Below are 23,260 nucleotides of genomic sequence, written 5' to 3'. Positions count from 1 at the left end.
CCAAGTCCGGCAGCGGAAGGTGACTACAGCGTGGTGGTTAAAGATCAGGCAGGGAATGAATCCCCAGTCTCTGACGTGACCTATAGCGATATAATTGCTCCTGTAGCACCAACTGCCAATATTAATCATGCTGGTACAGAAGTAACAGGTACAGCAGAAGCAGGCTCGATGGTTATAGTGAGGGATGCTGAAAACAATATAGTTGGTCAAATTATTGCAGGGAACGATGGTACTTATAAAGTTACATTAAGCCCGGCTGTAAATAATGGTGAAGAGCTTGTTGTTACAGCAACAGATTCGGCAGGGAATGTATCATCTGAAACTGAAATTACAGCACCAGATATTACTCCGCCAGCCGCAATTATTGATATTGTAAGTATCAGTGATGATACAGGTATATCTGACAGTGATTTCATTACAAGTGATACAAGTTTAACTATTAATGGAAAATTGACGGGTACTCTTGAAACCAATGAGCATGCACAAATTAGTATAGATGGTGGTGCTACATGGCTTGATTTAACTGTTGATACAGAAGGTCAGTGGAGTTTTGTTGATGATCGTACATTAACAAATGGTAATTATGACTATGCTGTTCGTGTTGTGGATGATGCGGGTAATGTGGGTTCAACGGACTCTCAAACAGTAGTTGTTGATGCTTCTGTACCTGTAAACTCGATTACAGTAGATACATTATTTTCAGCAGATACGACACCAACTATTACTGGTACATATGCAAATGCTATGAAAGGTAATGATTTCATTCAAGTTACTGTAAATGGTAAAACTTATACACAAGGGGATGGATACTTAACGGTTAATACAACCAATAAGACATGGTCATTACAGATACCAGATACTGATGCAATGAATGTTGCTGGCAATGCCGATGTAAAATATGACATTACTGCTGAAATTATAGCTGCTGCTGGAGGAAAAGTTGCAGATGCTACTTCGGAAGAGCTAACCATTTTTAAAAATGTATCTATTAATGCAGGTCCAAACCCAGATTATGTAGATCAGAAACCTTTATTGAACGGTTTGATCAAACTGGGTACAAATGAAAGCCTCGAAGTTAAAATCTATGACAATGATGGTGTTTTGGTTCGTACTTTTAGTAGCATTAATGGTGCCAACAGCATTGATGGTTTGACAATTGATACAGTTGCTAATACTTGGAAAATCGTAAATGCCAATTGGGGCGCTAATCAGCTAGAAGGTGGAAATTACACCGCTAAAGCATCTGTAGTAACTAAAGATGGTTCTGGAGGACAATCCTCAACTGATCAGGCGATTACAGTTATCGAACCTAAAGTGATACCTGTAGATAACAAAGCTGATGATAGTGATATTGGTTCAAAAATATATGCACTTGATGATGGTGGGTATCTATTGGTTTGGGCTCAAAACCAAACTAAGTCTACAGAGACTAATGGAACTTCAAACTATGATTTAGTTGCGCAGCGCTATGATCAGACTGGCCAAAAAGTTGGTGGATTTATTAAAATCACTGATACACCGACGGGGGGTAGTGCTAACTCTGAAGGATATGGTGACCGTATGGATATGTGGGATAGTTATGGTGGTTTTAATGTCTATATAGATGCTAATAGCCATTTAACTATCGCATATACAGCTAGTCAGGGTCAAAAAGGCTTTGTCAAAGTTTATGACGATGCTATGAATTTACTTTCTACTTCTCAAGTAAGTGGAGGAGATTACTACTTCGGCTTCAATACGGTTGCAACTAGTAACGGTAACGTGGTTGTGTATACTTCTGGTACACTTCAAAATTACAATGTGTATTTTTCTGGTTCCAATAACAACTATGCGACAAGCACGAAATTAACCAATGAAACCAACGGAGGAAATGGTTATATTTATGGTGCATCACAAACACCAGCAGGTGCAGCGATTGGTAATAAGGCTTCAAATATTGAAAGTTTGAGTGCAATCAGTTTGGGTGGTAGTAAAGTACTTATCCAGTATGCTGATTTTACAGCAACCAATATAAATCCAACAAAGCAAAACTTGATGGTCGTGGATTACGCTTCTGACGGTAAAGCAACGATTGTGACGAGTATGGTTGCAAACATTTTTGATAATGGTTGGCAAGTTGGCGCAAAATCGTTTGCATTGAAAGAAGGTGGTTTTGTAAGCCTTTGGGCTTCAAACCATGAGTCAGCAACGGCAGCGACAGGTACCGCAGCGAAAGGTACAATGGATGGCTTTGATGTTTATGCACGTCGTTTCAATTATGATGATGTGACAAAGACGATTACTGCTCTGGATGCTCAGGAAAAACGAGTCAATACTACTACTGATGGAGTCAATGGTGTGGGGTATTCAACCATGGCAACTGGTCATATGAGTGGTGTTGCTCTTGAGCATGGGGGGTATGTCATTGTTTGGACCAAAATGTTATCTAATACTCTCAGTGAGGTTTATAGTCAGTCATTTGATGCAGCAGGTAATAAACTGGGTGGAGAAACTTTAGTTTCTACACAAACGGTTGATGGGACAGGTAGTGTTGATACACTTCCATATGTGGCTGCATTAGCGGATGGTGGTTATGTCGTAACTTGGACTAACTCTAATCAAGATTACAAAGTGAACTCGCTCACAGCAGATATTAAATCGGTTATTGTTAATGCTGATGGCAGTATTCGTGGTGAAGGTGAAGCTCCGTCTATGTCTGCTAAATATCTCACTGGTGAAGGTGAGTTAATTGGTACAGATGGTGTGAATACATTAGACGGTCGTCATGGTGCAACTGTGATGGAAGCAGGCAACGGTAATGACTATATCATCATCAAAGATACTAACTTTGATTTGATTGATGGTGGTACAGGATCAGATACGCTTGTCTGGGATTCGAAGGCAGATTTAAATCTTGGTGATATTCTTTCCAAGGTGAATAGCATTGAAACCATTCACTTAGGAGATGAAAATGCAAATACGCTTACGATCTCAATTGATGACTTACTATCTATTTCTTCAACGGATATGTTAGTGGTACAAGGTGGAGATACAGATCTAGTTAAACTTGTTGATCAAGATGGTTGGGTGTCTGCTGGTACACAAACTTATCGTGGTGAAGTCTACCAAGTTTATACTCATCAAGAGAATATCGATGCGATGCTGTGGATTCAGCATAATATTGATGTTATTGGTTAAGTAACTATATCTCTAGCATAAAAGGAAGTCGGTCATTTTATTGACCGGCTTCTTTTTGATTTTAAATTATAATGATTTTTATGATGATGAAATCCAATTTAGATATATTATTGTTTTTATGTGATGGCTATAGAAAATTATCTAGCTTATTCAAAATTCAGTTCAGGTTTTTTTTGATAATAGATAGTTTGTTTATAGTTTTATTTACTATAACAGACAATAAATGTTTAAAAGATACGCCCAAATAACTTGGAATAATAAACAATGAACTATCCGCTATTTATATTCGTGACGACATTGTTTGTTGGTGTTACAAGTACTCAAACTCAGGCAAATAATAATCGCGATGAAAATAAAATTAAAAATATCTTTGATTTTTTTTCAGAGACTTCAAATCAGCAATATAAAACGGTCAAATTTAGTGAATTGAGTAACTTTCAGTATGACCCATCTCGTGTTGATGAATTACCTCGCATCGGATCGAATAACCTTCCTACAGGCAGATTATCTGCCTTGGCAGATTCCAGCAGGTTACAGCACAGTAATTTAATTGATGCAGTAAAGATCGGTGTACAACGCAACCCTGAGATCAGCCAAAGTATTGCTAGTCTTGCTGCACAAAACTCCAATATCGATGTGGCCAAAGCCCAGTACTACCCACAACTCACAGCTGGAATCAGTACAGGTGATTTAACCACAGGCGAACGTGGTCGCCAGCTATTGACCTTGAGTGCTACCCAACTCTTGTATGACTTTGGCAAAGTCAAATCCAGTGTCGATACCCAACAAGCCAAACTGATTGTAGAACAGGCCAACGTACTGGTCAGCATTGATGATATTGCCTATCAGGTTGCCTCTGCGGTGATCAATATTGAACGCTACCAACGCATCAGCCAGATTGGAGAACAACAGGTGGCAGGTATCCAGCGCATTCTGGATATTGCCAACTTGCGAGCCAATGCAGGGATTAGCAGTCAAGCTGACCCTGTACAGGCCGAATCTTACTTACAATCGGCACAATCGAGCCTGATCGCCCAACAATCCTTACTGCGACAATACCAACAGCGGCTACGCACACTTTTGGGCTTTGATGTCAGCAATAAAAACTGGATGATTCCAGAAAATCTGGTGCAATCCTCTGATCTCTTTAGAGATCCAGAATTTAACACCATCCCAAAAATGATTTCAGCACAGGCAGAAGTAGAAGTTGCCAAATCCCAAAAAAAACAAACTCAGCTCAGCCTCTATCCGACCTTATCTGTCAAAGGTTCACTGAGCCAGGCCCTAAATGGGGTCAATCCCAATAACAACAAAGACGATGGCTTTTATAACAGCATCATGCTGGAAGCCTCCAGTAACTTCTTTCAGGGGGGTGCAGTGGCTGCCCAAGTAAAATCTGCCAGCTATGCAGAAGAAGCGGCACGCTCCAAAGTCAACACCGTGTATCTGGATGTACTGGATCAACTGCGTACCACACGCGAAAACATCGAAAACAAACAAAGACAAATACAAGTATTGTCAGAACGACAAGCAACCACGGTCAGAACCCGTGAGCTATATCAGGAACAATATAAACTGGGGACGCGCTCAGTACTGGATTTGCTTAACGCAGAAATGGCCATTCATGCGGCCAACAACGAACTTGAAACTGCACGTTATGACATTTACAACAGTCTGGTGCAATTTATCCAGACCACGGGACGGACTCGTCAGGCCTACCAACTAAACCATCTTTCAATTCAGGGATTTGAGGTGCAACCATGAGTCAAGCATTCAATTATCAGCCGTGGTTACAATCCGTCCTTGTGATCGCCAAACACTATCGGATCGAACCGTCAGAAGAACGCATCCGCCTTCAACTGGACTGGAACCAGAACCACACGGTGGATGACGTACTATTACTGATTTGCCGACAAATGGGACTGAACTATCGCAAACTTACCTTCTCAAACGAACTCTTAAACCCATGGCGCTTGCCCGTCATCGCAGAATTTCATGATGGACAAGTCGGGGTCATAGACAAAGCGGATGGAGAAGGACAGGTCAGCATCCAGCTCAGTGGAGAACAAGGCTTAGCCCAAAGCTTTCGTCTGGATCAACTTAATAGCCTGATCAAAAACATCTATATCGTACGACCAGAAACATCAATTCCTGATGCACGCGTCGATGAATACATCAAACCCTATGAACCGAGCTGGTTCTGGTCGATTGTTCTCAAAGACTGGAAACGCTATATCGATATCATGTTCGCCTCACTGATTGCCAATATTCTGGCATTGGCGACCATTATCTTTTCCATGCAGGTGTATGACCGTGTGGTTCCTTCCCAGTCTTATCCAACCCTATGGGTATTGGCAGGTGGGGTATTACTGGCAGCGATCTTTGAATTTGTATTACGTGTTGCCCGAATTTATCTGTCCGATATCATTGGAAAACGAGCGGATCTGAAAATCTCAGACCGGGTATTTGGCCATGCACTACGCATCAAAAATAAAGAACGCTCCAAATCAACAGGGACTTTTATTTCACAAGTCCGTGAATTAGAAGGAGTGCGTGAACTGGTGACCTCAACCACCATCAGTGCCATTGCTGATTTGCCATTCTTCTTCCTGTTTCTGGTGATTTTCTGGTTGATTGGCGGGAACTTATTCTGGGTGATGGTCTTGGTGGTGCCATTGATGATTGTGCCAGGACTGCTGGTACAAAAAAAATTAGCCAAACTGGCACAAGAAGGCATGCGTGAATCCTCAATTCGTAATGCCATCTTAGTGGAAGCAGTACAGGGCATTGAAGACATCAAACTACTGCGCGCTGAATCCCGCTTTCAAAACCAGTGGAACCACATGAATGAAGTCTCTGCTGATATCAGCATGCGGCAGCGGAAGATCGTGGGGATACTCACTGCCTGGACCCAAAAAATACAGGGTCTGACCTATGCGATAGTGGTATTAGTGGGATGCTTTGCTGTGATTAAAGGAGACATGACCACAGGTGCATTGGTGGCCTGTTCGATTCTATCCTCTCGAATGCTGGCACCGATTTCACAAATCACGGGGGTATTGGGACGTTTACAACAAGCCAAAGTCGCAAAAACCAGTCTGGATGAACTGATGAAAAAGCCAGTAGATCAACCAGATCAGGCACATCTGATTCATAAACCTGTGATCTATGGTGACTATGAACTCAAGGGCGTAGTATTTCAATATGGACAGGATGATCCCAAACCGACCTTGATCATCCCGAATCTGAGCATACAGGCAGGAGAAAAGATTGCGGTACTTGGGCGTAATGGCGCAGGTAAATCGACCTTACTACAACTGCTGTCTGGCATGCAATTTCCACTACAAGGCAAAATCAGTCTGGATGGTTTGGACTTAAGCCTGATTGATCCATCAGATATCCGTCGTGACATGGGACTTTTAAACCAAAATGCCCACCTGTTTTACGGCACCATTCGAGAAAACTTAACCCTTGGCGCACCTTTGGCCAATGATGAAGATATTCTCAAAGTTCTGAAAATGACAGGTGCGTTAAGCTTCGTTGAAGAGAAAAAAGAAGGACTGGATCATCTGATTTTAGAGGGAGGTGTGGGTTTCTCGGGTGGACAACGACAAGCCTTATTGTTGGCACGACTACTGATTCGACAACCGAACATCTTACTACTGGATGAACCAACTGCATCGATTGATGATGTTTCAGAAAAAATGTTGATTGATCACTTAAAAACATGGCTAGGGCATCGCACCTTAATTGTGGCAACACATCGACGTGCAGTATTGGAGCTGGTCGATCGGATTATCGTGGTCAATGAAGGCAAAATCGTCATGGATGGACCGCGTGACCAGATCCTCAATGGCCAGAACGCCGCCACAGTAGCCCAACAGATTCAAACAGGACCAGGAGCACGTTCATGAGTGACGCACTACAACACCCAAAACGCGCGACAAAAGTGTCCTATAAAGAACCACCTTTACCCCGCGCCAGTTTAGTGATCTGGATTATCGGTATCGGCTTGCTGATATTATTGCTTTGGGCAGGACTATTTCAACTTGAAGAAGTCTCTACGGGTACAGGCAAAGTTATTCCATCTTCTAAAGAACAAGTGATTCAATCACTGGATGGTGGAATCCTGACCAAGCTGGATGTACAAGAAGGTGATATCGTCGAAAAAGGACAAGTGCTGGCACAGCTGGATCCGACCCGCTTTGAATCTAATGTAGGCGAATCGCAATCCTTACTGATCTCTGCACAGGCGACAGCAGCGCGATTACGTGCAGAAGTAAATGGTACCCCATTGGTCTTTCCCGATGAGGTGAAAAAAGATCCGAAACTGGTACAAGAAGAAACCGCCTTGTATAACTCCAGACGCGAAAATCTGGAACAGTCAATTTCGGGTTTAAAACTGGCTTTACAACTGGTTCAGCAGGAACTCACCATGACCGAACCTTTGGTTGCCAAAGGTGCTGCCAGTGAAGTAGAAGTATTACGCTTAAAACGTGAAGCCAATGACCTGCAAAATAAAATCAATGATGCACGTAACCAATATTACGTCAAATCACGTGAAGAATTATCAAAAGCCAATACCGACACCGAACAACAAATGCAGATTGTACGTGGTCGTACTGACACTTTAAACCGCACCACATTTAAAGCCCCGGTACGTGGTGTGGTCAAGGAAATTGCAGTGACCACGCAAGGTGGGGTGATTCCACAAAATGGCAAGTTGATGACCATTGTGCCACTGGATGAACAATTGTTGATTGAAGCACGTATTTCACCACGAGATATTGCCTTTATCCATCCGGGTCAGGAAGCACTGGTCAAAATCACCGCCTATGACTACTCGATTTATGGGGGGTTAAAAGGCAAGGTGACAGTGATTTCGCCAGATACGATTCGAGATGAGGTGAAGCAGGATCAGTTTTATTATCGGGTGTATATCCGTACCGATTCTGACAAGCTTTATAACAAAGAAGGCAAGTCGTTTAGTATCACGCCGGGGATGGTGGCGACGGTGGATATTCGTACGGGTGAGAAGACGGTACTGGATTATTTATTAAAACCGTTTAACAAGGCTAAAGAAGCTTTAAGAGAGCGGTAAATAGCAATAAAGAATTGAAGAAATGCTTGAATCCCCGCTATTGCGGGGATTTTTGTCATTACCAACTTTAATTCAGGCTATAATGTTAATTTTATGATTGATCTTTTTTGCTGTTATGCCTTTTACCATTGCACAACTGGTTTGTTTTGAAGAAGAAATCAAAAAAAGTCGATTTCAGGCATTTGCAACTCCTGTTGAAAGCGAAGAACAGGTTAAAGCTTTTTTGGAAAGCTATAAAGATCTGAGTACCACACATCAGTGTTGGGCTTGGAAAATAGGGCATCAGGTACGCTTTAATGATGATGGTGAACCTTCTGGCACAGCCGGTCGACCGATCTTGGCAACCATAGAAGGCAATGAACTGACCAATGTTTTAGTTTTGGTTAATCGTTGGTTTGGTGGCGTAAAACTCGGAACAGGTGGTTTGGTACGCGCCTATGGAGGCTGTGCAGGACAATGCCTAACACTTGCAGAAAAAATAGAACTCATTGAAAAAAAACAGGTTGTTTTCTCTTGTTATTTTAATGAATGGCCAATTCTTCAATATGAATTGAAACATCAGCAAATGGAATATACTGAAAAATACACGGCTGAAGGTGTCATTGTAGAAGCTGCTTTACAGATTCATCAGATTGACCCATTAAAATTAAAACTTCAGGATATCACCCGTGGGCGAGAACAATTAAAAATTGTGGAGCCTGAACATGAATGATGAACGCTTGCTGAAATATCGGGAACAGCATAAGCACCGGCTCAACTATATGCCATGGCTTTATTGGTCATTAAAACCCAAACACCGTGAATGGGCAGAAGCATGGCAGATGGAATATCAAACCTATTTGATGGAAATGGAAACCGTTGAAATTGGGAAAAACTGTTTTATTTCTCCATTGGCACATATCTTTGCGGAACCTGGACGAAAAATTAGCATTGGTGATAATACCTTTATTGCAGCCGATTGTACCTTACATGGGCCTTTAAGTATTGGCAATGAAGTGGCGATCAACCATCATTGTATATTGGATGGCGGTCGTGCAGGGATTGTGTTACATGATCAAGTACGAATTGCCGCGTATTGTCATCTCTATGCTTTTGATCATGGAATGGAGTTGGATCGTCCAATTTATCAGCAACCTGTGACCTCCAAAGGCATTAAAATTGGTCAGGATGTTTGGCTTGGCGCGCATGTCGGTGTCAAAGATGGCATTTCGATAGGGCAACATGCAGTTGTAGGCATGAATAGTATGGTGACGAAAGATGTAGAGGCTTATCATGTTGTTGCAGGGAATCCTGCACGCTGGATTAAAAATAGAAAATAGCTGGTTTTTTAATCATTTAATTGTTTTATATACAAAATAATTTAAACCATATAAAAAATTACCGTAGTTTTAGCCGAATTATGCTAAGTTAAAAATAACAAACAAAATCTCCAAGGCATCAGACCTTAACGAAGAGAGGCTATTATGAGTCGTGTTATTGCATGTATTGATTCTTCACCTTGTATTAATGCAATTGCAGAAGCTGCCGCTTGGGTGGCTAAACAAACCAAGCGGGAACTGGTGTTATTACAAATTCTTGACTACTATCCTGCCAGTTATCATCTCGGCGAAATTAGTGGTGTCATTGGTTTTGAGAGTAACGCCATGTTGCTCAAAGAACTTGCCGAGCTAGAGCAGAAACAAAGTGAACTGGCTTTAGACTATAGCAATAATTTACTTAAACATATTTCTGAAATGATAGAAGAAAAATATGGTTTAACCAGTTCAAAGATTCAGGAAAAGGGTGACTTCCTTGAACAAAGTTTTAGTATTTTAAAAGAAGATGATTTTGTGGTGATTGGTCGTGTGGGGGAGCGTGCAGCAGAAAAAAACAAACCCATTGGCAGTAATGTTGAAAATTTTATTCGCGGTGCAAATTGTACTGTCATGACCGTTGGTGAAACTTTTAAAGCGCCGACCCGTTTTATTTTTGCTTATGAATACTCTCCAACTTGCGTCAAAATGATGCATCGGATTGCGCAGAGTGATTTGCTTAAAACTTTACAATGTCATTTACTTTATGTGGGTGATCATCCTCAAGTCTTAAAAGATCCAGAAGAATTTTTAAGCCATGCGGGCATCGAGGTGGTCACGGTTTATCGTTATGGCGATGTGGCAGAAAATATACTCGAATATCAACGTGAACATGGCATTCAGATGATCGTGCTAGGTGCATTTAGTCACAGCAAAATCCACCAGTTCTTTTTGGGTAGTATTGCCACCTCGATTTTCCGTAATGCGACGGTACCACTCTTGGTTGCGAAATAATGTAAAGCTTTATCCATAGTTATCCGCAAATCTTGTGGATAACTATATGGACAAGCAATGTAAATAAAAATAGGTTATTGTTTTTAAATAAAAAATAAATTAAGCATATTTTTTGACCATCATTTTACAATGGCAATTGCAAAGCCATCATGACCTTTACTGCCTACTGTTTGTAAAGCGGTGCAGGATAAAATTCGAGGATGATTTTGCAAAGCTTCAAAGGTCTGACGAATACCTTCAATACTTGGTTTTTTATTATTTTCATCCAGAATATCACCCGCACGGATCACATTATCCAGTACCAGAATCGTACCCGAATGTGAAAGATTCAACGTTAATTCTAAATATTCAGGATAACTTTGTTTATCTGCATCGATAAAAATAAAATCAAATGGTTCAAATGTGGTAGGGTCTATTTCACGTAAAATATCTGCGGCACGTCCGACTTTGAGTTCAACAGGCACTTCGAATTGAGCATGATCAATATTTTGTTGCGCCAGTGCTGCATGAGTATCTCGTCCTTCAATGGTAAGTAAATAACCATCCTTAGGTAAAGTGCGCGCTAGCCAGACTGTACTATAGGCCGCAAATGTTCCCAGCTCCAAAACACGTTTACACTGATTCATCTGAATCAACATTTGTAAAAGCATACCCTGATTAGGTGCAACGGCCAAATGATCTGGAAATCCCTGATTGGCAGTATTCTCCAGTGCAAATTGCAGGTTTGGATCTTCGGGAATTAAATGTGAATCGATATAGTGATCAATGTCTGTCCACATCTGTTGCATAACGGGTGTTACCTATACTGAGATAGCAGCATTTTAACCATTTCTATTCGATGTGCAATTTTAAGTGACAGGAAAATCAAAACTTCACTCGCTAATATTAAAAAAGAGACTCATATGGTCTCTTTCAAACAAAATAAAAATATTTTTAATAATTACACATTGAACTATTGCGACTATGATCGGGGCCCCATGTTCGATAGCCTTGAGTATCAATATGAATCTGTCCTGAAGCATAGATGCCAATACCCATATCCAGACTTTGTCCATGCTGTGCCCAGAATTGACATAACTTAAATTTGGTATTTTCAATGAAAGCGTAATCTTGCGACTGTGGATACTCAGGGCCAATGCGAAAATCGATGGCTGAATTAAATAAATGTCGCGAAGAGTTCGCTCCGCCTGCACATTGGTTTAAAGGTAAATCCCGATAAACCGAGGTAACCTCAAAATCGGTAAGAACTTTTTGAGCGACTAAAGCTTTGAAAATGCGTAAAGTTGGGATGGCATTGTTCCAGAGTTCACGATTGGGAACTGCATATTGTGAACGGCCACATTTTTGCCAGTCCCGTGCCGTTTTTAATAATTCAAAATTAGGGACAACATTAGCGACATTATTACGTTCAAGAAAACGTTCATATTCTTGAACACGAGAGCGATTATCGCCGATGCTTAACCATGCCAAATAGGCGGCGGGAACGGTTTTCACTGGAACAGGACGTTCAAGTATGACTTTTTCCTGAGGAATATAAATACGATGTCCCGTGGAAGATGTGACTTTTCCAGTTTTTTGAGGGGAGGTGGTACAAGCAACCATGAACATAGGTGCAAGGCTTATCGCAAGCAACCCCTTCAAAAATTTCGGCATAATACAATCAATTGCTTACTTTAAATTGGCTTATTCTAATCGAAAAGGATGGATAAAATGAGGAAAAATTGCAATGAAATGTGTGATTCAGATACAAAAAGACCAGCTTTTGCTGGTCTAATTTGCAATTATTTCTCTAAATACTGAAGCTTATCTGGTTTACCGTTCCATTCTTCACGATCAGCAGGTTGTTCACCAATTTGAGTAATATTATTGCCTGCCCATTTTTCAGACAGTTCAGCATTAAGTTCAATAAAGACTTCCTGACCTTCTGGTAATTCATCTTCTGAGAAAATTGCATTGGCAGGGCATTCAGGTTCACATAGCGCACAGTCAATACATTCATCAGGATTGATCACCAAAAAATTTGGGCCTTCGTAGAAACAATCAACTGGGCATACTTCTACGCAATCTTGGTATTTACATTTAATACAGTTTTCAGTGACAACGAAGGTCATGGCGACAGCTACCTAAAAAATATGGTTCTAATTCCGAATGCTGTATTTTAGGCAAAAAAGGGGGCGACTAACAATTCCTTTTATTGATATTTATTATTCGGATTGATGAAAAGGACTGATTTATATCACTGTAGTTGATAGTAACTCTCAATTAAACCATTATTTACTGGTTTTATGTGAGTTTTTTAGGCCACCGCCATCTTGTTTATTTACCGTTGCCCATGCAATTCGTTCAGCTTCTTCTTGAGAATGTCCACGTTCTCGTTCACTTTCTTCAATATGTTGAGCTTGGCGTTTTTGTTTATCGGTATAGGCTGATTTATCTCCACGTGACATTTTTATTTTCCTATTTTGAATATACTTTTATTTTTATCATTGACTCGTTTTAAAGCGGGTAAAAAGTTGTCAAAGATTTGTCCTTGTATGTAAATTGAAATGAATAAGATAAATGATCGGAACAGACCACTATGTGTGATCTGTTCCATAAGCTATTTCAAGAATTGAGAGTCGCTTTTAATGAATAAAGCTGTTCAAGTGCCTGACGAGGTGTCAAGTTATCGACATCAATTTGTTTCAGCATTTCCAGTGCAGGCGATTGAGCTTCAACTTCGATGACTTTTTCAATCACGGGTGTTTCAATTTCATGTTCAACCGCATTAAATAAATCATTTTGTACTGCGGATTGAATATGTTGCTGCTGCTGTTTTTCCAGTATTTTTAAGCGTTTCTGTGCTTCTTTAATCACGGCTGCTGGGATACCCGCTAGTTTTGCGACTTGTAAACCATGACTTTGGCTAGCGGGGCCATGTTGTACTTTATGCAGCAAGATCAAATTGCCATTCATTTCTTTAGCCGTCACATGATAATTATCAATCCCTGCTTCACTGCCAAGCTCAGTCAACTCGAAATAATGCGTCGCAAATAAACATAAACATTTGATACGTTTAGTCAGGTCTAGCACACAGGCCCAAGCTAAGGACAAACCGTCATAGGTACTGGTACCACGCCCGACTTCATCCATCAAAACTAAAGATTGATGGGTAGCATGGTGTAGAATCTGTGATGTTTCGGTCATCTCCACCATAAAGGTCGATTTACCGGTCGATAAATCATCTGCTGAACCAATACGGGTAAAAATTCGATCAATCGGCCCTAGTTTGGCGGATTGAGCAGGCACATAACTACCACAATATGCCAATAAGCTAATCAATGCGGTTTGACGCATAAAAGTAGATTTACCCCCCATATTTGGCCCAGTGATGATCGCCATACGATGATGACTATCTAAAAAGGTATCATTAGGGGTATAGGGCGTTTTACTTAATGCTTCGACCACTGGATGACGCCCCGCATGAATTTTAATTCCAATCTCAGGACTAAACTCAGGACGATTCCAGTGCTGTAAACGTGCTTGATGCGCAAAATTTGCCAAGACATCAATCTGGGCAATCGCTGCACTCATCATTTGCAAATTGGCAATATTCTGTCTAAGCGTTTCAAGCAAGTTTTCAAATAGTAGTTTCTCGCGGGCAAGCGCGCGGGATTCACTGGAAAGAACTTTATCTTCAAAACCTTTAAGTTCTGGTGTGATATAACGCTCGGCATTTTTTAGGGTTTGGCGACGAATATAATGTTCAGGCGCTTGCTCTGCCTGCGCACGTGTCAATTCGATATAATAACCACTGACACGGTTATAGCCAATTTTTAACGTTGGGATACCACTGAGTTCCCGTTCTTTAATTTCAAGATCAATCAGAAACTGTCCTGCATGATCACGTATTTTGCGTAGCTCATCCAGTTCACCATCATAACCTTCGGCAATCACATTACCATCACGCAGTAGTACGGGCGGATTTTCGACAATCGCAGATAAAAGTAACTGATGAAGTTCTTTGAAATCGCCCAATTGCTGGTCGAGGTCGGTGAGTAAGGTTGAGGATTTTGCCTGAATTATAGGCAGTAATGCATGTCTCAGAAATGGAATTTGAGCACATGCATGACGTAATTGCACTAGATCACGTGGACGTGCACTGCCCAATGCAACACGACTTAGCACGCGTTCAATATCACCAATTTCCTTTAAAACTAAGCGCACAGGCGATTCGTGATAACCAGTTAATAATTGCTCCGTCGCGTCCAGTCGCGCATCCAGAAGTGCAGTATCACGGATAGGTTGCATTAAGGTACGACTGAGTAAACGACCGCCCATAGCGGTTTGGCAGTCATTGATTAAATTGAACAAAGACGTCCCATGTTCAAATAGCGGATCGATAATTTCCAGATTGCGGCGAGTGATCGGATCAAGGGCAATAAAATCTGAACTTTGCTCAAGTTGAATCGAGCGAATATGTGGCAGAGCAGTTTTTTGAGTTTCTTTGGCGTAGTGAATCAATGCCGCAGCAGAGGCTTTGGCAAGGGGTAAATGATCAATTCCAAAGCCAGAAAGTGTTGAAACAGCAAACTGATCACATAAGGTTTTTTGGGCGTTATTTAAATTAAAATCAACGTTAGGGCGTTTGGTAATCGGGCAGTCTAATTGTTTTTTGATCTGTTCCAAAATATTCTGATCGACTAAATCTTCATCAACAACAATTTCACTCGGCATTAAGCGTGAAAGTTCAATTGCTAATTGTTCAGTTTTACATTCATGTTCCTGAACCTTAAAAATACTGGCACTTAAGTCCAGTAAAGCCAGTCCAATTTTATTTTGTTGAATACACAGCGCGACCAAATTTGAAGATTGATAACTGCCTAGCAGTGCATCATCAGTAATGGTTCCTGGCGTAATAATACGAACGACTTTACGCTCAACAGGTCCCTTGCCTGTAACCTCTCCCACCTGCTCACAAATTGCAACCGTTTGTCCTGCTTTGACCAGACGTGCTAGATAACCATCGGCAGCATGATAAGGTACGCCAGCCATCGGAATAGGTTCACCATTGGTTTTCCCGCGATGGGTCAGGGTAATACCTAATAACTTGGCTGCCTTACGTGCATCGTCAAAAAAAAGTTCGTAAAAGTCACCCATGCGATAAAAAAGTAAAGCATGCTGATGTTCCATTTTGACTTTTAGATATTGTTGCATCATAGGGGTGTGTTGAGAGACATCTACCATGCCATTATTATCTTTCATTGTTATTAAATCCTTTATTTTCAATATACTTAACAGTGATCGACATAGGCGGAATATCCAATAAAGTTGGGTAAAATCTAAACAAATCCAACTTGCTCACAAACATGAGTGTAGGTTTTGCTTGCTTTAAACTAGCCATAATTCCTGAGCAATATTGGAAAATGGATAGCTTGAAAGGATAACAAATAATTTAATATTTCTGTGAGGATAAAAGTGAGTTCGTACAATAGATCACCGTTAAGGAAAACAGATCAAATATTGAATCAAATCTCTAATTTAATTACTCACACTTCTAAATAATTGATAAATAAAGTTGTACACATCAGCTAGTAACACATCTTTGTGTAAATTGCTAAAAAAATGATCATTTGAAGACAAGTATATAGACATCCAGTTTGTTAGTTTAAGGCTCAAATGTGAATTCGTAAATTAACATTCCAATGAATCAAAAAACCTTGAATCAGCGTGGTGTACTGATGACAGGCTTACTGGCTTGGAGTTACTTACATGCCATTGATTTCTCAGCATTATCTAAAAGAAAAGCCAATCAAACTATTCGACACCAATCATGCAATCAAGGTGCGGTGCTTTTTTTGCGTTTCTTTTATGGCATCACACACGCTATGGGCAAAATTATCGGTCATTGTCTAAAGAAAGGTAAAAAATAGGTGAATGCAATGGATAAAAATCGAGGATTTACATTGATTGAACTGATCATAACCATTGCTGTACTTGGAATTATGACCACAATGGCCGCACCTTCTTTTACAAAAATAGTCGCGCAAAAAAAGTTAGATATTAGTGCGCGAAATTTATCTTTAATTTTTAGTGAAAGCAGAGCTAAGGCTACAGCTCTACGTCGCGATATTACGATCAAATTTGAATGTAAAACACTCCCAAATACACCCTGTGTTGACACATCAACGACTTTTTACTGGCTGTCTAACGATCCCAATATTGTGTTAACAGGCGATAAGACAGATGTTCAATTTAGCGCTATAGGACTAGCCAGACGTATTAAGCAAATCAATAACCCTAAATATGAAGAAGATAATACGCAGCCTGAAAAGATTGATGCCATTGTTCCAATGAAATTTGAGCTTTGTAATTCTTCGCTTAATGAAAGCCGCACAGTTGTTATTACTAAATTAGGAACTGTGGATGTAATTTCTGCTGGAACTTGCTGATGAACATGAAGTCGAAACAAAACGGTGTCGGGCTAATAGAAGTTTTGGTTGCATTAGTCTTACTTGCAATAGGGGTGCTTGGTTTTTCTTTACTGCAATTAAGGGCTATCGATGCAGCACAGGAAGCAACTGAAAGAACGATGGCAATGAGCTTAGCCCGAGACTTAGCTGAGAGAATGCGCATTAATCGTTTAGGTTTTAGCACCTATAAGCAAGCAATCAATGCGAATAAGTCTGAAACAGGTTGTATCGCTCCACCTCAGACAACTAATTATCGACCAAATTGTAATGCCGTAAAAATGGCCAAACACGATGTTGCCGAAATTTTAGCTAAAGCTAATTTATCTGGGCAAACCATTGCTATTTCAAATTGTATTCAAAGTAAAACCTTAAATTGCATTTATATCAGTTGGGGTAAAACTACGATTAAAGTTACTGGTACAAATGTAGATACGAGTTCATGTGTAAATCAGACCACAGGGACTTACTTAGCAGATTCGAAATGTCTTGTAATGGAGGCATTTTAAATGAAAGAAATAAAACTTCCTTACAGAAGCAGTGGCTTTACTCTTTTAGAACTGATGGTGGCCTTAACCTTAGGTCTGATTATCAGTGCAGCGGCAATTCAAATTTTTATTACCAGTCAACGTGATTTTAGTTCTCAGCAAGGTTATATGGATCTACAAAACTCATCACTTTTTGGGATGGGAACCATGGTACGTGAGATTCGGCTAGCTAATCTGAATAAAGGTCAAGCATATATGGATGATAAAAAGCTTTATGGTGGAATTGTACTGTCTGCCAATAATTTATCATCCAATAGAAAAGCAGATGGCTCTTTAAATTTTAGTATAGACACTAACTTACTGACACGTGGTGAAATTGGCCCTTCTAACCTAAAAGATCAAAAAAGTGATCAACTTGTTATTCAGTATCTCGTCAAAGTTCCAAACCAATTTGATTGTGAAGGACGCTCTTTAATTGAAGGAAATTATGTCGTTGAGCGATTTTTCTTGAGAGAAGATGTGAGTCGAAATGATCCAAACAAGGCATTGGCATTAGCCTGTAAAGCACAAAGCTATACTGAATATCAAGCGCAAAATTCAACGACGCTGGATGATCTCACAGGCGAGGGTGAAATTGTCATTCCTCGAGTTGATCATTTTAGTGTAATGCTAGGCACAGCACAGGATGGTATGAAAGCGGATTGTAGTGATGTTGCTGGCGCAAGTGATGTAGCGGTAGATGGAAATTTGGATTGCTTTGGTTATATCAGTATTCCCGATTATCTTGCTTTATCTGCAACCAATAAACCTCAAATTGTTTCGGTCAAAATTGGATTGTTAGTCCGTTCCTTAAATGCAAGTGGGAAAAATAAATTCTTTAATAAAGATCAAGAATATCAAATATTACAAACCAAAGCGAAGTTGAATGAATCTGAAAGAAATTATCTTTATTTGCGTAATGTGATTACTCAGACGATTGCGTTACGTAATGGATTTGGGGTGAAAAATTGAGGAGGTTAAAGGTGAAAAATGTTATAGGACCTTACTCTCAAAAAGGGGCCACCTTAATTGTCGTTTTGGTCATGTTGATACTTATTATGTTGGTCGGTACTTGGGCGATTCGAGGAAGCATTACTTCACTCAATATTGCAACCAATGCTCAGGCTCAAGCTCTACTTACACAAAATAGTGACTCAGTTTTTTTTAGTATGGAAAATAAAACTAGCGATAAATTGAACTTTGCAAATATGCGTATAGGTGATGGTATTTTAGCCTATGTATTGCGCCCAGAAAACAAGGGCAAAGAGCTGGTTTTTTGTATACGCGGGAATACTCAAGATAATCTGGCAGGCACTCGACTGGCAAGCGTCATTTATTGGGAAGGGTCAACAATAAAAAATGCAGATATGGGCGCAAATGGTTTCTGTAAAGCTGACCGCACTACTGATTTTATTAGCGGTCGTAAGGCTGTATTAACTCAAGTGGCAATTCGTGCCGCAGAAAATGAAGACTGGGATGGTTTAGTGGAGGTGGGTGATATTGAAAGTTCGAAAGGTATAGGAAATCAAAAGGTTATACTGACAGCAACTTCGATATTACCGAATTTTAGTACTGCCTCAATTTCAGATATCAATTCATGTTTAAAAGGCTATACCAGCTTTGTAGATCAAGTCTTGAATAATGCAACGGTAACAGATTGTCTGGCGAATAAGAATGTACCTTATAGCACGCAAGACATGGAATATACCTTAACTCAAAGTGCGTCTTAAATATGAGGATAGGAAAATGAAATTAATAGATAAAAAAATGAGCCCATATTCAAAGGCGAATCAACTGACAAAAAAAATAAAATTCACAGCACTTTCTGCTTGTATGACCACTTTAATTTGTGCGAGCGTTTCAGGCTATGCCAGTGACTCAGAGATCTATGTTGTTCCAGCGACAACGCCTGGTAAAACCACCATTATGTTTATGTTAGATATTTCAGATAGTATGAAGGGCTATGGAACCTGTGATTACCCTGATGGAACTAACAGAGTTAGTTGGGAAAAGAACAATGCTGTTTATCAGCATAATGGTGAAACGACTACCTATGAAAGAAATTATTGTAAGGTAAGTTCTCCACGCTACTTCTTCAAACGCATTGGCAATGGAACGATTGCAAATCCTTATCGATATTACAAATGTAATAGTGATATTGGAAGTTATGATGTCAAAGATTGTAATCAAGCGGCAGCTTTGTCAAAAGCACCATCTGGATATTATGAGGCTGGGTTGGATCCTCGATATTACTATAAAAATTCTGATCGAATAAATTCAATTGCTTACGAACGTATTGCGCGCTTAAAAGATGGCATGATCGCACTTTTAAATGGTGATAGTAATACTGAAAAAATGGGTGACAATATTGTAGTCGGCTTATCAACCATTGGCACAGTTACCAATAGAAATGCTCAAAATCAAGCAACGGCTTGGAAGCAGGTGGGTTCAATCGTTGTTCCTGCCAGACCATTGGGTGAGACCGTTTCAGGAAGTAGAACGCAGCGCGATATTTTAATTAATGAAGTCGCAAAACTTGAAGCAAAAACTCTTACACCTACTGCGATTACTTATGCTGAGGTAGCGGCTTACCTGATGGGAAGAGATGCGTTATGGCATCCATATATTTATCCAAATGATAGCGCTTATAGAAATGGTGTTGAATTAGATAAGGCAATGGCAAATTCGCCACAGTCAGGATTTCGCTATTCGAGTCCGGATTCAAAAGTCGCAACTCAAAACGATTTTCATTACATTATGCCTGAAAGTATTAAACGGCAATTGGGAAACTCTCTTGAAAGTCAACATGCAAAAGAATGTAGTGGGCAAGGTATTTATGTTTTAACGGATGGAGCACCCAATGAGGACTGGCCATCCAGATGGATGATGCAAAAAGTATTAAATGACAAAAACTTCTGGGCGGCAGGTGATAATTGGCCTGCAATTAAAGAGTTTTCGCAATATTTACTTGATCCAGCAAAAAATCCATTAGGAATAGAAATAAAAACAGCTGTTGTTGGTTTCGCAAAATCATTTGATTCATCAACAACCGTGACCGAAGCCAAACAATGGGGAATTATGGGCAAAGGTGGTTGGTATTCAGGTACAGATACTCAAGATGTAGTGGATAGCGTAAAGTTATTTTTAAAAGAGATCACCAAAGATGTGCCGAGTGCGAGTACAGGGGCCTCAACGATTCCTTTTGATACTCTTAATCCTGAGGTGATTCAACCGTATTCTTATTTCCCACAATTTGAACCCAAAGTTGACCCAAGTAATCCGCAACAAGTTTGGTTAGGAAATATAAAAAAATACTATGTGGTGAATAATAGTGTTTATGCCTCTCAGGTGGCAAACTCGTCAACTTTGGTGATTAGAAATAGCGTGCTTCAGGATATTGCTGACATCTGGGCTAAAAGTAATATCGTGTATCCTGAGCAAACTCCCATTTATGAAAAAGGTGGATCACTCAGTCAATTGGTTTTGGGTGGCGATGATGGACGAAAAATTCTGACAGAATATGATTACGATGTCACAGATACAGATAATCCTGTATCACGAAATTTTAGTCTAAAGCAAATTAAAAAAACTTATACAACAGATGCTACAACGAAGAATGATCCTAATGCCAGAGCATTAATGGCGTTATTGGGCTATAGAATTGATGAGGATACCTCAACAGATGGACTCGATTTAGCAAATATCACTCCTGAATTGCGGCAAATGGGGAGTAGTCAACATTCATTGCCAATATTGTTAACCCAACAAGGTCGATTATATGCTCAAAAACAATCGGGTGATGATGTCTTTATTAATAGTGAAAACCGACAAGATTATATCCTGTTTGGTACTAGTCAGGGTTTATTGCAAGTCGTTGATGCTAAAACAGGTAAAGAAAAGTTTAGCTTTGTACCCAAAGAAATCATTGAAAACCAGTCAGAAACCTTTAAGGAAAAAGGTGGCGCTTTAACAGGTGGTCGCTACGCACTTTATAGCGGTTTAGATGGCGAATGGACTGCACATACCGTGTATGTGGCTAAATCCGATGGAACATTAACGGTGAATGGTGCTGTACGAAATGTGATTGGTAGTACCAGTGAGGAAAAGGAAAATCTTAAAGGTAAACAATGGGTGTATGGTGGGATGCGCATGGGAGGGCGTAGCTATTATGCATTGGATTTAACTGACATCGATAATCCTCATTTAAAGTTTCATATTGATCCAGCGAGTGGCATGGTTTATTCCAAAGAAAATCCAAAGGGTAAATCATTCCCAGAAATTAAAAATATGGGACAAAGTTGGTCCAAACCAAAATTAGATTATGTGAATTGGAAAGGTAAACGCAAATTAGTCATGTTGGTCAGCGGTGGCTACGATGCTGGCGGAGAAAATGGTGATGGCTTATGGACGCATGGCAAGCGTACTGGTTTTGCAGGTTATGAATATTTTAATTATCGACAAGGACAAGCGGAATCTGACTGTAAGCCGGAAGGTGAATCGGAAGACATCACCTGTAGTACTAAAAACATAGGTTCTGGCGTTTATATGTTCGATGCGGACAATGGCGATTTGCTATGGTTTGCAGATAGTAGACCTTCTACTGGAATAACCCAGGATGTAATTCATTTACAAAGCAAAGACTTAAGCTATAGTACAGTCACTGATATCAAAACAGTCGATCGTAATAATGATGGAATTATCGATCATCTCTATTTGGGTGATTTAGCGGGTCAGGCGTTTCGAATAGATCTAAAAAATAATGGTCTTAAATCAACATATGATACTCAGATTACTAAAATTTTAGACTTACATAAGTCTAACGGAACAAGCCCAAGATTTTATATGTCTCCAGTATTTACTGCACATCGAAGTGGAGGTAAAGCTGAAGGTGGAGATATTGTCACTGTCACATTTATATCTGGCAATAAAAGCTCGCCACTTCTTGCAACGAGCGATTCTTTAGAGTCGACGGGTCAAGAGAACTCTAATAATCTTGAGTATGATGCAGTTTATGCGATTTATGATTACGACATTTATCCTAATGGTTATTATTATCCCGATCATACTAAAAGTTTGGGGGCTAGAACTTTATCATCCCAAGCTTCAGATACGATGAGTATTACCAAGTTAAAACTAATCGAGAACACTGCAAAAAGTAATGCAACGATTACGGGGGCTCAAGTTGGTAAATTTACCCAAGAAAAAGGCACAGATAATAAGTTGATTACTTCGGTAGATAAAAAAACGGGATGGGGAGGATGGTATTATCCATTCAAAAAAACATACTTAAAAGCAAGCGCTAATCCTGCGGTGATTAAAGGTTTGACGCCCTTAATCGCAATGCAAAATAGCTTATATGTCACCATGTATGACGCTGCCCTTGCAGGTACAACATCGGGTTGTGGTGCGGGAGTGAAGGGACAAAGTTTTACGAAGAGATTATGTCTGCCAACAGGTGTCTGCCCAGAGGATGCTGACTATACTTACAATCTTGGTTCTGGAATTGTTAGTGTCACCGTTGGGCCAGATGGTAAGGGTGGAAGGGTGATTATAGTACCTGAGCCAAATCCTGATTCAAATATGACTAAGCCTTGTGAGGGGGCAGGCTGTAAAGAAGGAGAAGATTTAGTTCCTGCTGGAGGAGCAATCAGATTTATTCCAAATCGATGGTATGAACGTTATGCAAAAACGAGTTGATAT

18 protein-coding genes are annotated in these 23,260 nt (G+C 40.1%); 13 read left to right on the top strand and 5 right to left on the bottom strand.

Translation table 11 applies throughout. From position 1 onward, the window contains the following. Positions 1-30: 30 nt before the first annotated feature. The 7 genes from F944_RS07075 to F944_RS07045 all read left to right on the top strand — a co-directional run bounded on the left by F944_RS07075 (position 31) and on the right by F944_RS07045 (position 10,584). A complete protein-coding gene (locus F944_RS07075) occupies positions 31-3,177 on the top strand; it encodes an Ig-like domain-containing protein (protein WP_154647388.1) in 3,147 nt (1,048 codons plus the stop codon). Positions 3,178-3,441: 264 nt separating this feature from the next. After that, positions 3,442-4,941, top strand: coding sequence for a TolC family outer membrane protein (locus F944_RS07070; protein ID WP_004988694.1), 1,500 nt, complete (start codon positions 3,442-3,444; stop codon positions 4,939-4,941). After that, a complete protein-coding gene (locus tag F944_RS07065; RefSeq protein WP_004988692.1) occupies positions 4,938-7,091 on the top strand; it encodes a type I secretion system permease/ATPase in 2,154 nt (717 codons plus the stop codon). The genes F944_RS07070 and F944_RS07065 overlap by 4 nt, the downstream gene beginning before the upstream one ends. After that, a complete protein-coding gene (locus tag F944_RS07060) occupies positions 7,088-8,278 on the top strand; it encodes an HlyD family type I secretion periplasmic adaptor subunit (protein ID WP_004988690.1) in 1,191 nt (396 codons plus the stop codon). Before F944_RS07065 ends, F944_RS07060 begins: the two co-directional genes overlap by 4 nt. 115 nt (positions 8,279-8,393) lie before the next feature. After that, positions 8,394-8,990: an IMPACT family protein gene (locus F944_RS07055; RefSeq protein WP_004988686.1), complete on the top strand. Its 597-nt coding sequence runs from the start codon at positions 8,394-8,396 to the stop codon at positions 8,988-8,990. Further along, on the top strand, positions 8,983-9,597 hold the full coding sequence (locus F944_RS07050) for an acyltransferase (protein WP_004988684.1): 615 nt from the start codon (positions 8,983-8,985) through the stop codon (positions 9,595-9,597). The genes F944_RS07055 and F944_RS07050 overlap by 8 nt, the downstream gene beginning before the upstream one ends. A 144-nt stretch (positions 9,598-9,741) precedes the next feature. Further along, entirely contained in the window at positions 9,742-10,584 is an 843-nt protein-coding gene (locus F944_RS07045) for a universal stress protein (protein WP_004988682.1), read from the top strand. 119 nt (positions 10,585-10,703) lie between these two features. Here the strand turns inward: F944_RS07045 and F944_RS07040 are convergent, their stop codons facing one another. The 5 genes from F944_RS07040 to mutS form a co-directional block, all read right to left on the bottom strand. After that, positions 10,704-11,372 carry an O-methyltransferase gene (locus F944_RS07040; protein ID WP_004988680.1) on the bottom strand — a complete coding sequence of 223 codons (669 nt, stop codon included), beginning with the start codon at positions 11,370-11,372 and terminating at the stop codon, positions 10,704-10,706. 145 nt (positions 11,373-11,517) lie between these two features. Beyond that, positions 11,518-12,237: a D-Ala-D-Ala carboxypeptidase family metallohydrolase gene (locus F944_RS07035; protein WP_004988678.1), complete on the bottom strand. Its 720-nt coding sequence runs from the start codon at positions 12,235-12,237 to the stop codon at positions 11,518-11,520. Positions 12,238-12,365: 128 nt separating this feature from the next. Beyond that, entirely contained in the window at positions 12,366-12,695 is a 330-nt protein-coding gene (gene fdxA / locus F944_RS07030) for a ferredoxin FdxA (protein ID WP_004652744.1), read from the bottom strand. Positions 12,696-12,854: 159 nt separating this feature from the next. After that, positions 12,855-13,031, bottom strand: coding sequence for a hypothetical protein (locus tag F944_RS17070; RefSeq protein ID WP_004988673.1), 177 nt, complete (start codon positions 13,029-13,031; stop codon positions 12,855-12,857). Between the two features lie 157 nt (positions 13,032-13,188). Beyond that, positions 13,189-15,828, bottom strand: a complete 2,640-nt coding sequence (gene mutS, locus F944_RS07020) for a DNA mismatch repair protein MutS (RefSeq protein WP_004988671.1) — start codon at positions 15,826-15,828, stop codon at positions 13,189-13,191. 440 nt (positions 15,829-16,268) lie between these two features. Here mutS and F944_RS07015 point away from each other — a divergent pair, with 440 nt between their 5' ends. Genes F944_RS07015 through F944_RS06990 form a run of 6 tightly spaced genes read left to right on the top strand, consistent with a single transcriptional unit; the run spans position 16,269 to position 23,257 of the window. Continuing rightward, complete coding sequence (locus tag F944_RS07015; RefSeq protein WP_004988669.1) at positions 16,269-16,496, top strand: hypothetical protein; 228 nt, start codon at positions 16,269-16,271, stop codon at positions 16,494-16,496. A gap of 9 nt (positions 16,497-16,505) precedes the next feature. Next, positions 16,506-17,015 carry a pilus assembly FimT family protein gene (locus F944_RS07010; protein WP_004988665.1) on the top strand — a complete coding sequence of 170 codons (510 nt, stop codon included), beginning with the start codon at positions 16,506-16,508 and terminating at the stop codon, positions 17,013-17,015. Beyond that, positions 17,015-17,542, top strand: a complete 528-nt coding sequence (pilV, locus tag F944_RS07005) for a type IV pilus modification protein PilV (protein ID WP_004988663.1) — start codon at positions 17,015-17,017, stop codon at positions 17,540-17,542. The genes F944_RS07010 and pilV overlap by 1 nt, the downstream gene beginning before the upstream one ends. Continuing rightward, complete coding sequence (locus tag F944_RS07000; RefSeq protein ID WP_004988660.1) at positions 17,543-18,532, top strand: PilW family protein; 990 nt, start codon at positions 17,543-17,545, stop codon at positions 18,530-18,532. 11 nt (positions 18,533-18,543) lie between these two features. Further along, positions 18,544-19,290: a pilus assembly PilX family protein gene (locus tag F944_RS06995; RefSeq protein WP_004988658.1), complete on the top strand. Its 747-nt coding sequence runs from the start codon at positions 18,544-18,546 to the stop codon at positions 19,288-19,290. Between the two features lie 16 nt (positions 19,291-19,306). Beyond that, positions 19,307-23,257 (top strand): pilus assembly protein, encoded by a 3,951-nt coding sequence (locus F944_RS06990; protein WP_004988654.1) that lies wholly within the window; start codon positions 19,307-19,309, stop codon positions 23,255-23,257. Positions 23,258-23,260: the final 3 nt, after the last annotated feature.

The organism is Acinetobacter ursingii DSM 16037 = CIP 107286 (genome assembly GCF_000368825.1).
GTDB classification, from domain to species: domain Bacteria; phylum Pseudomonadota; class Gammaproteobacteria; order Pseudomonadales; family Moraxellaceae; genus Acinetobacter; species Acinetobacter ursingii.
Note: the sequence above shows the minus strand (reverse complement) of the source record. Positions and strands in the feature narration are given on the sequence as shown.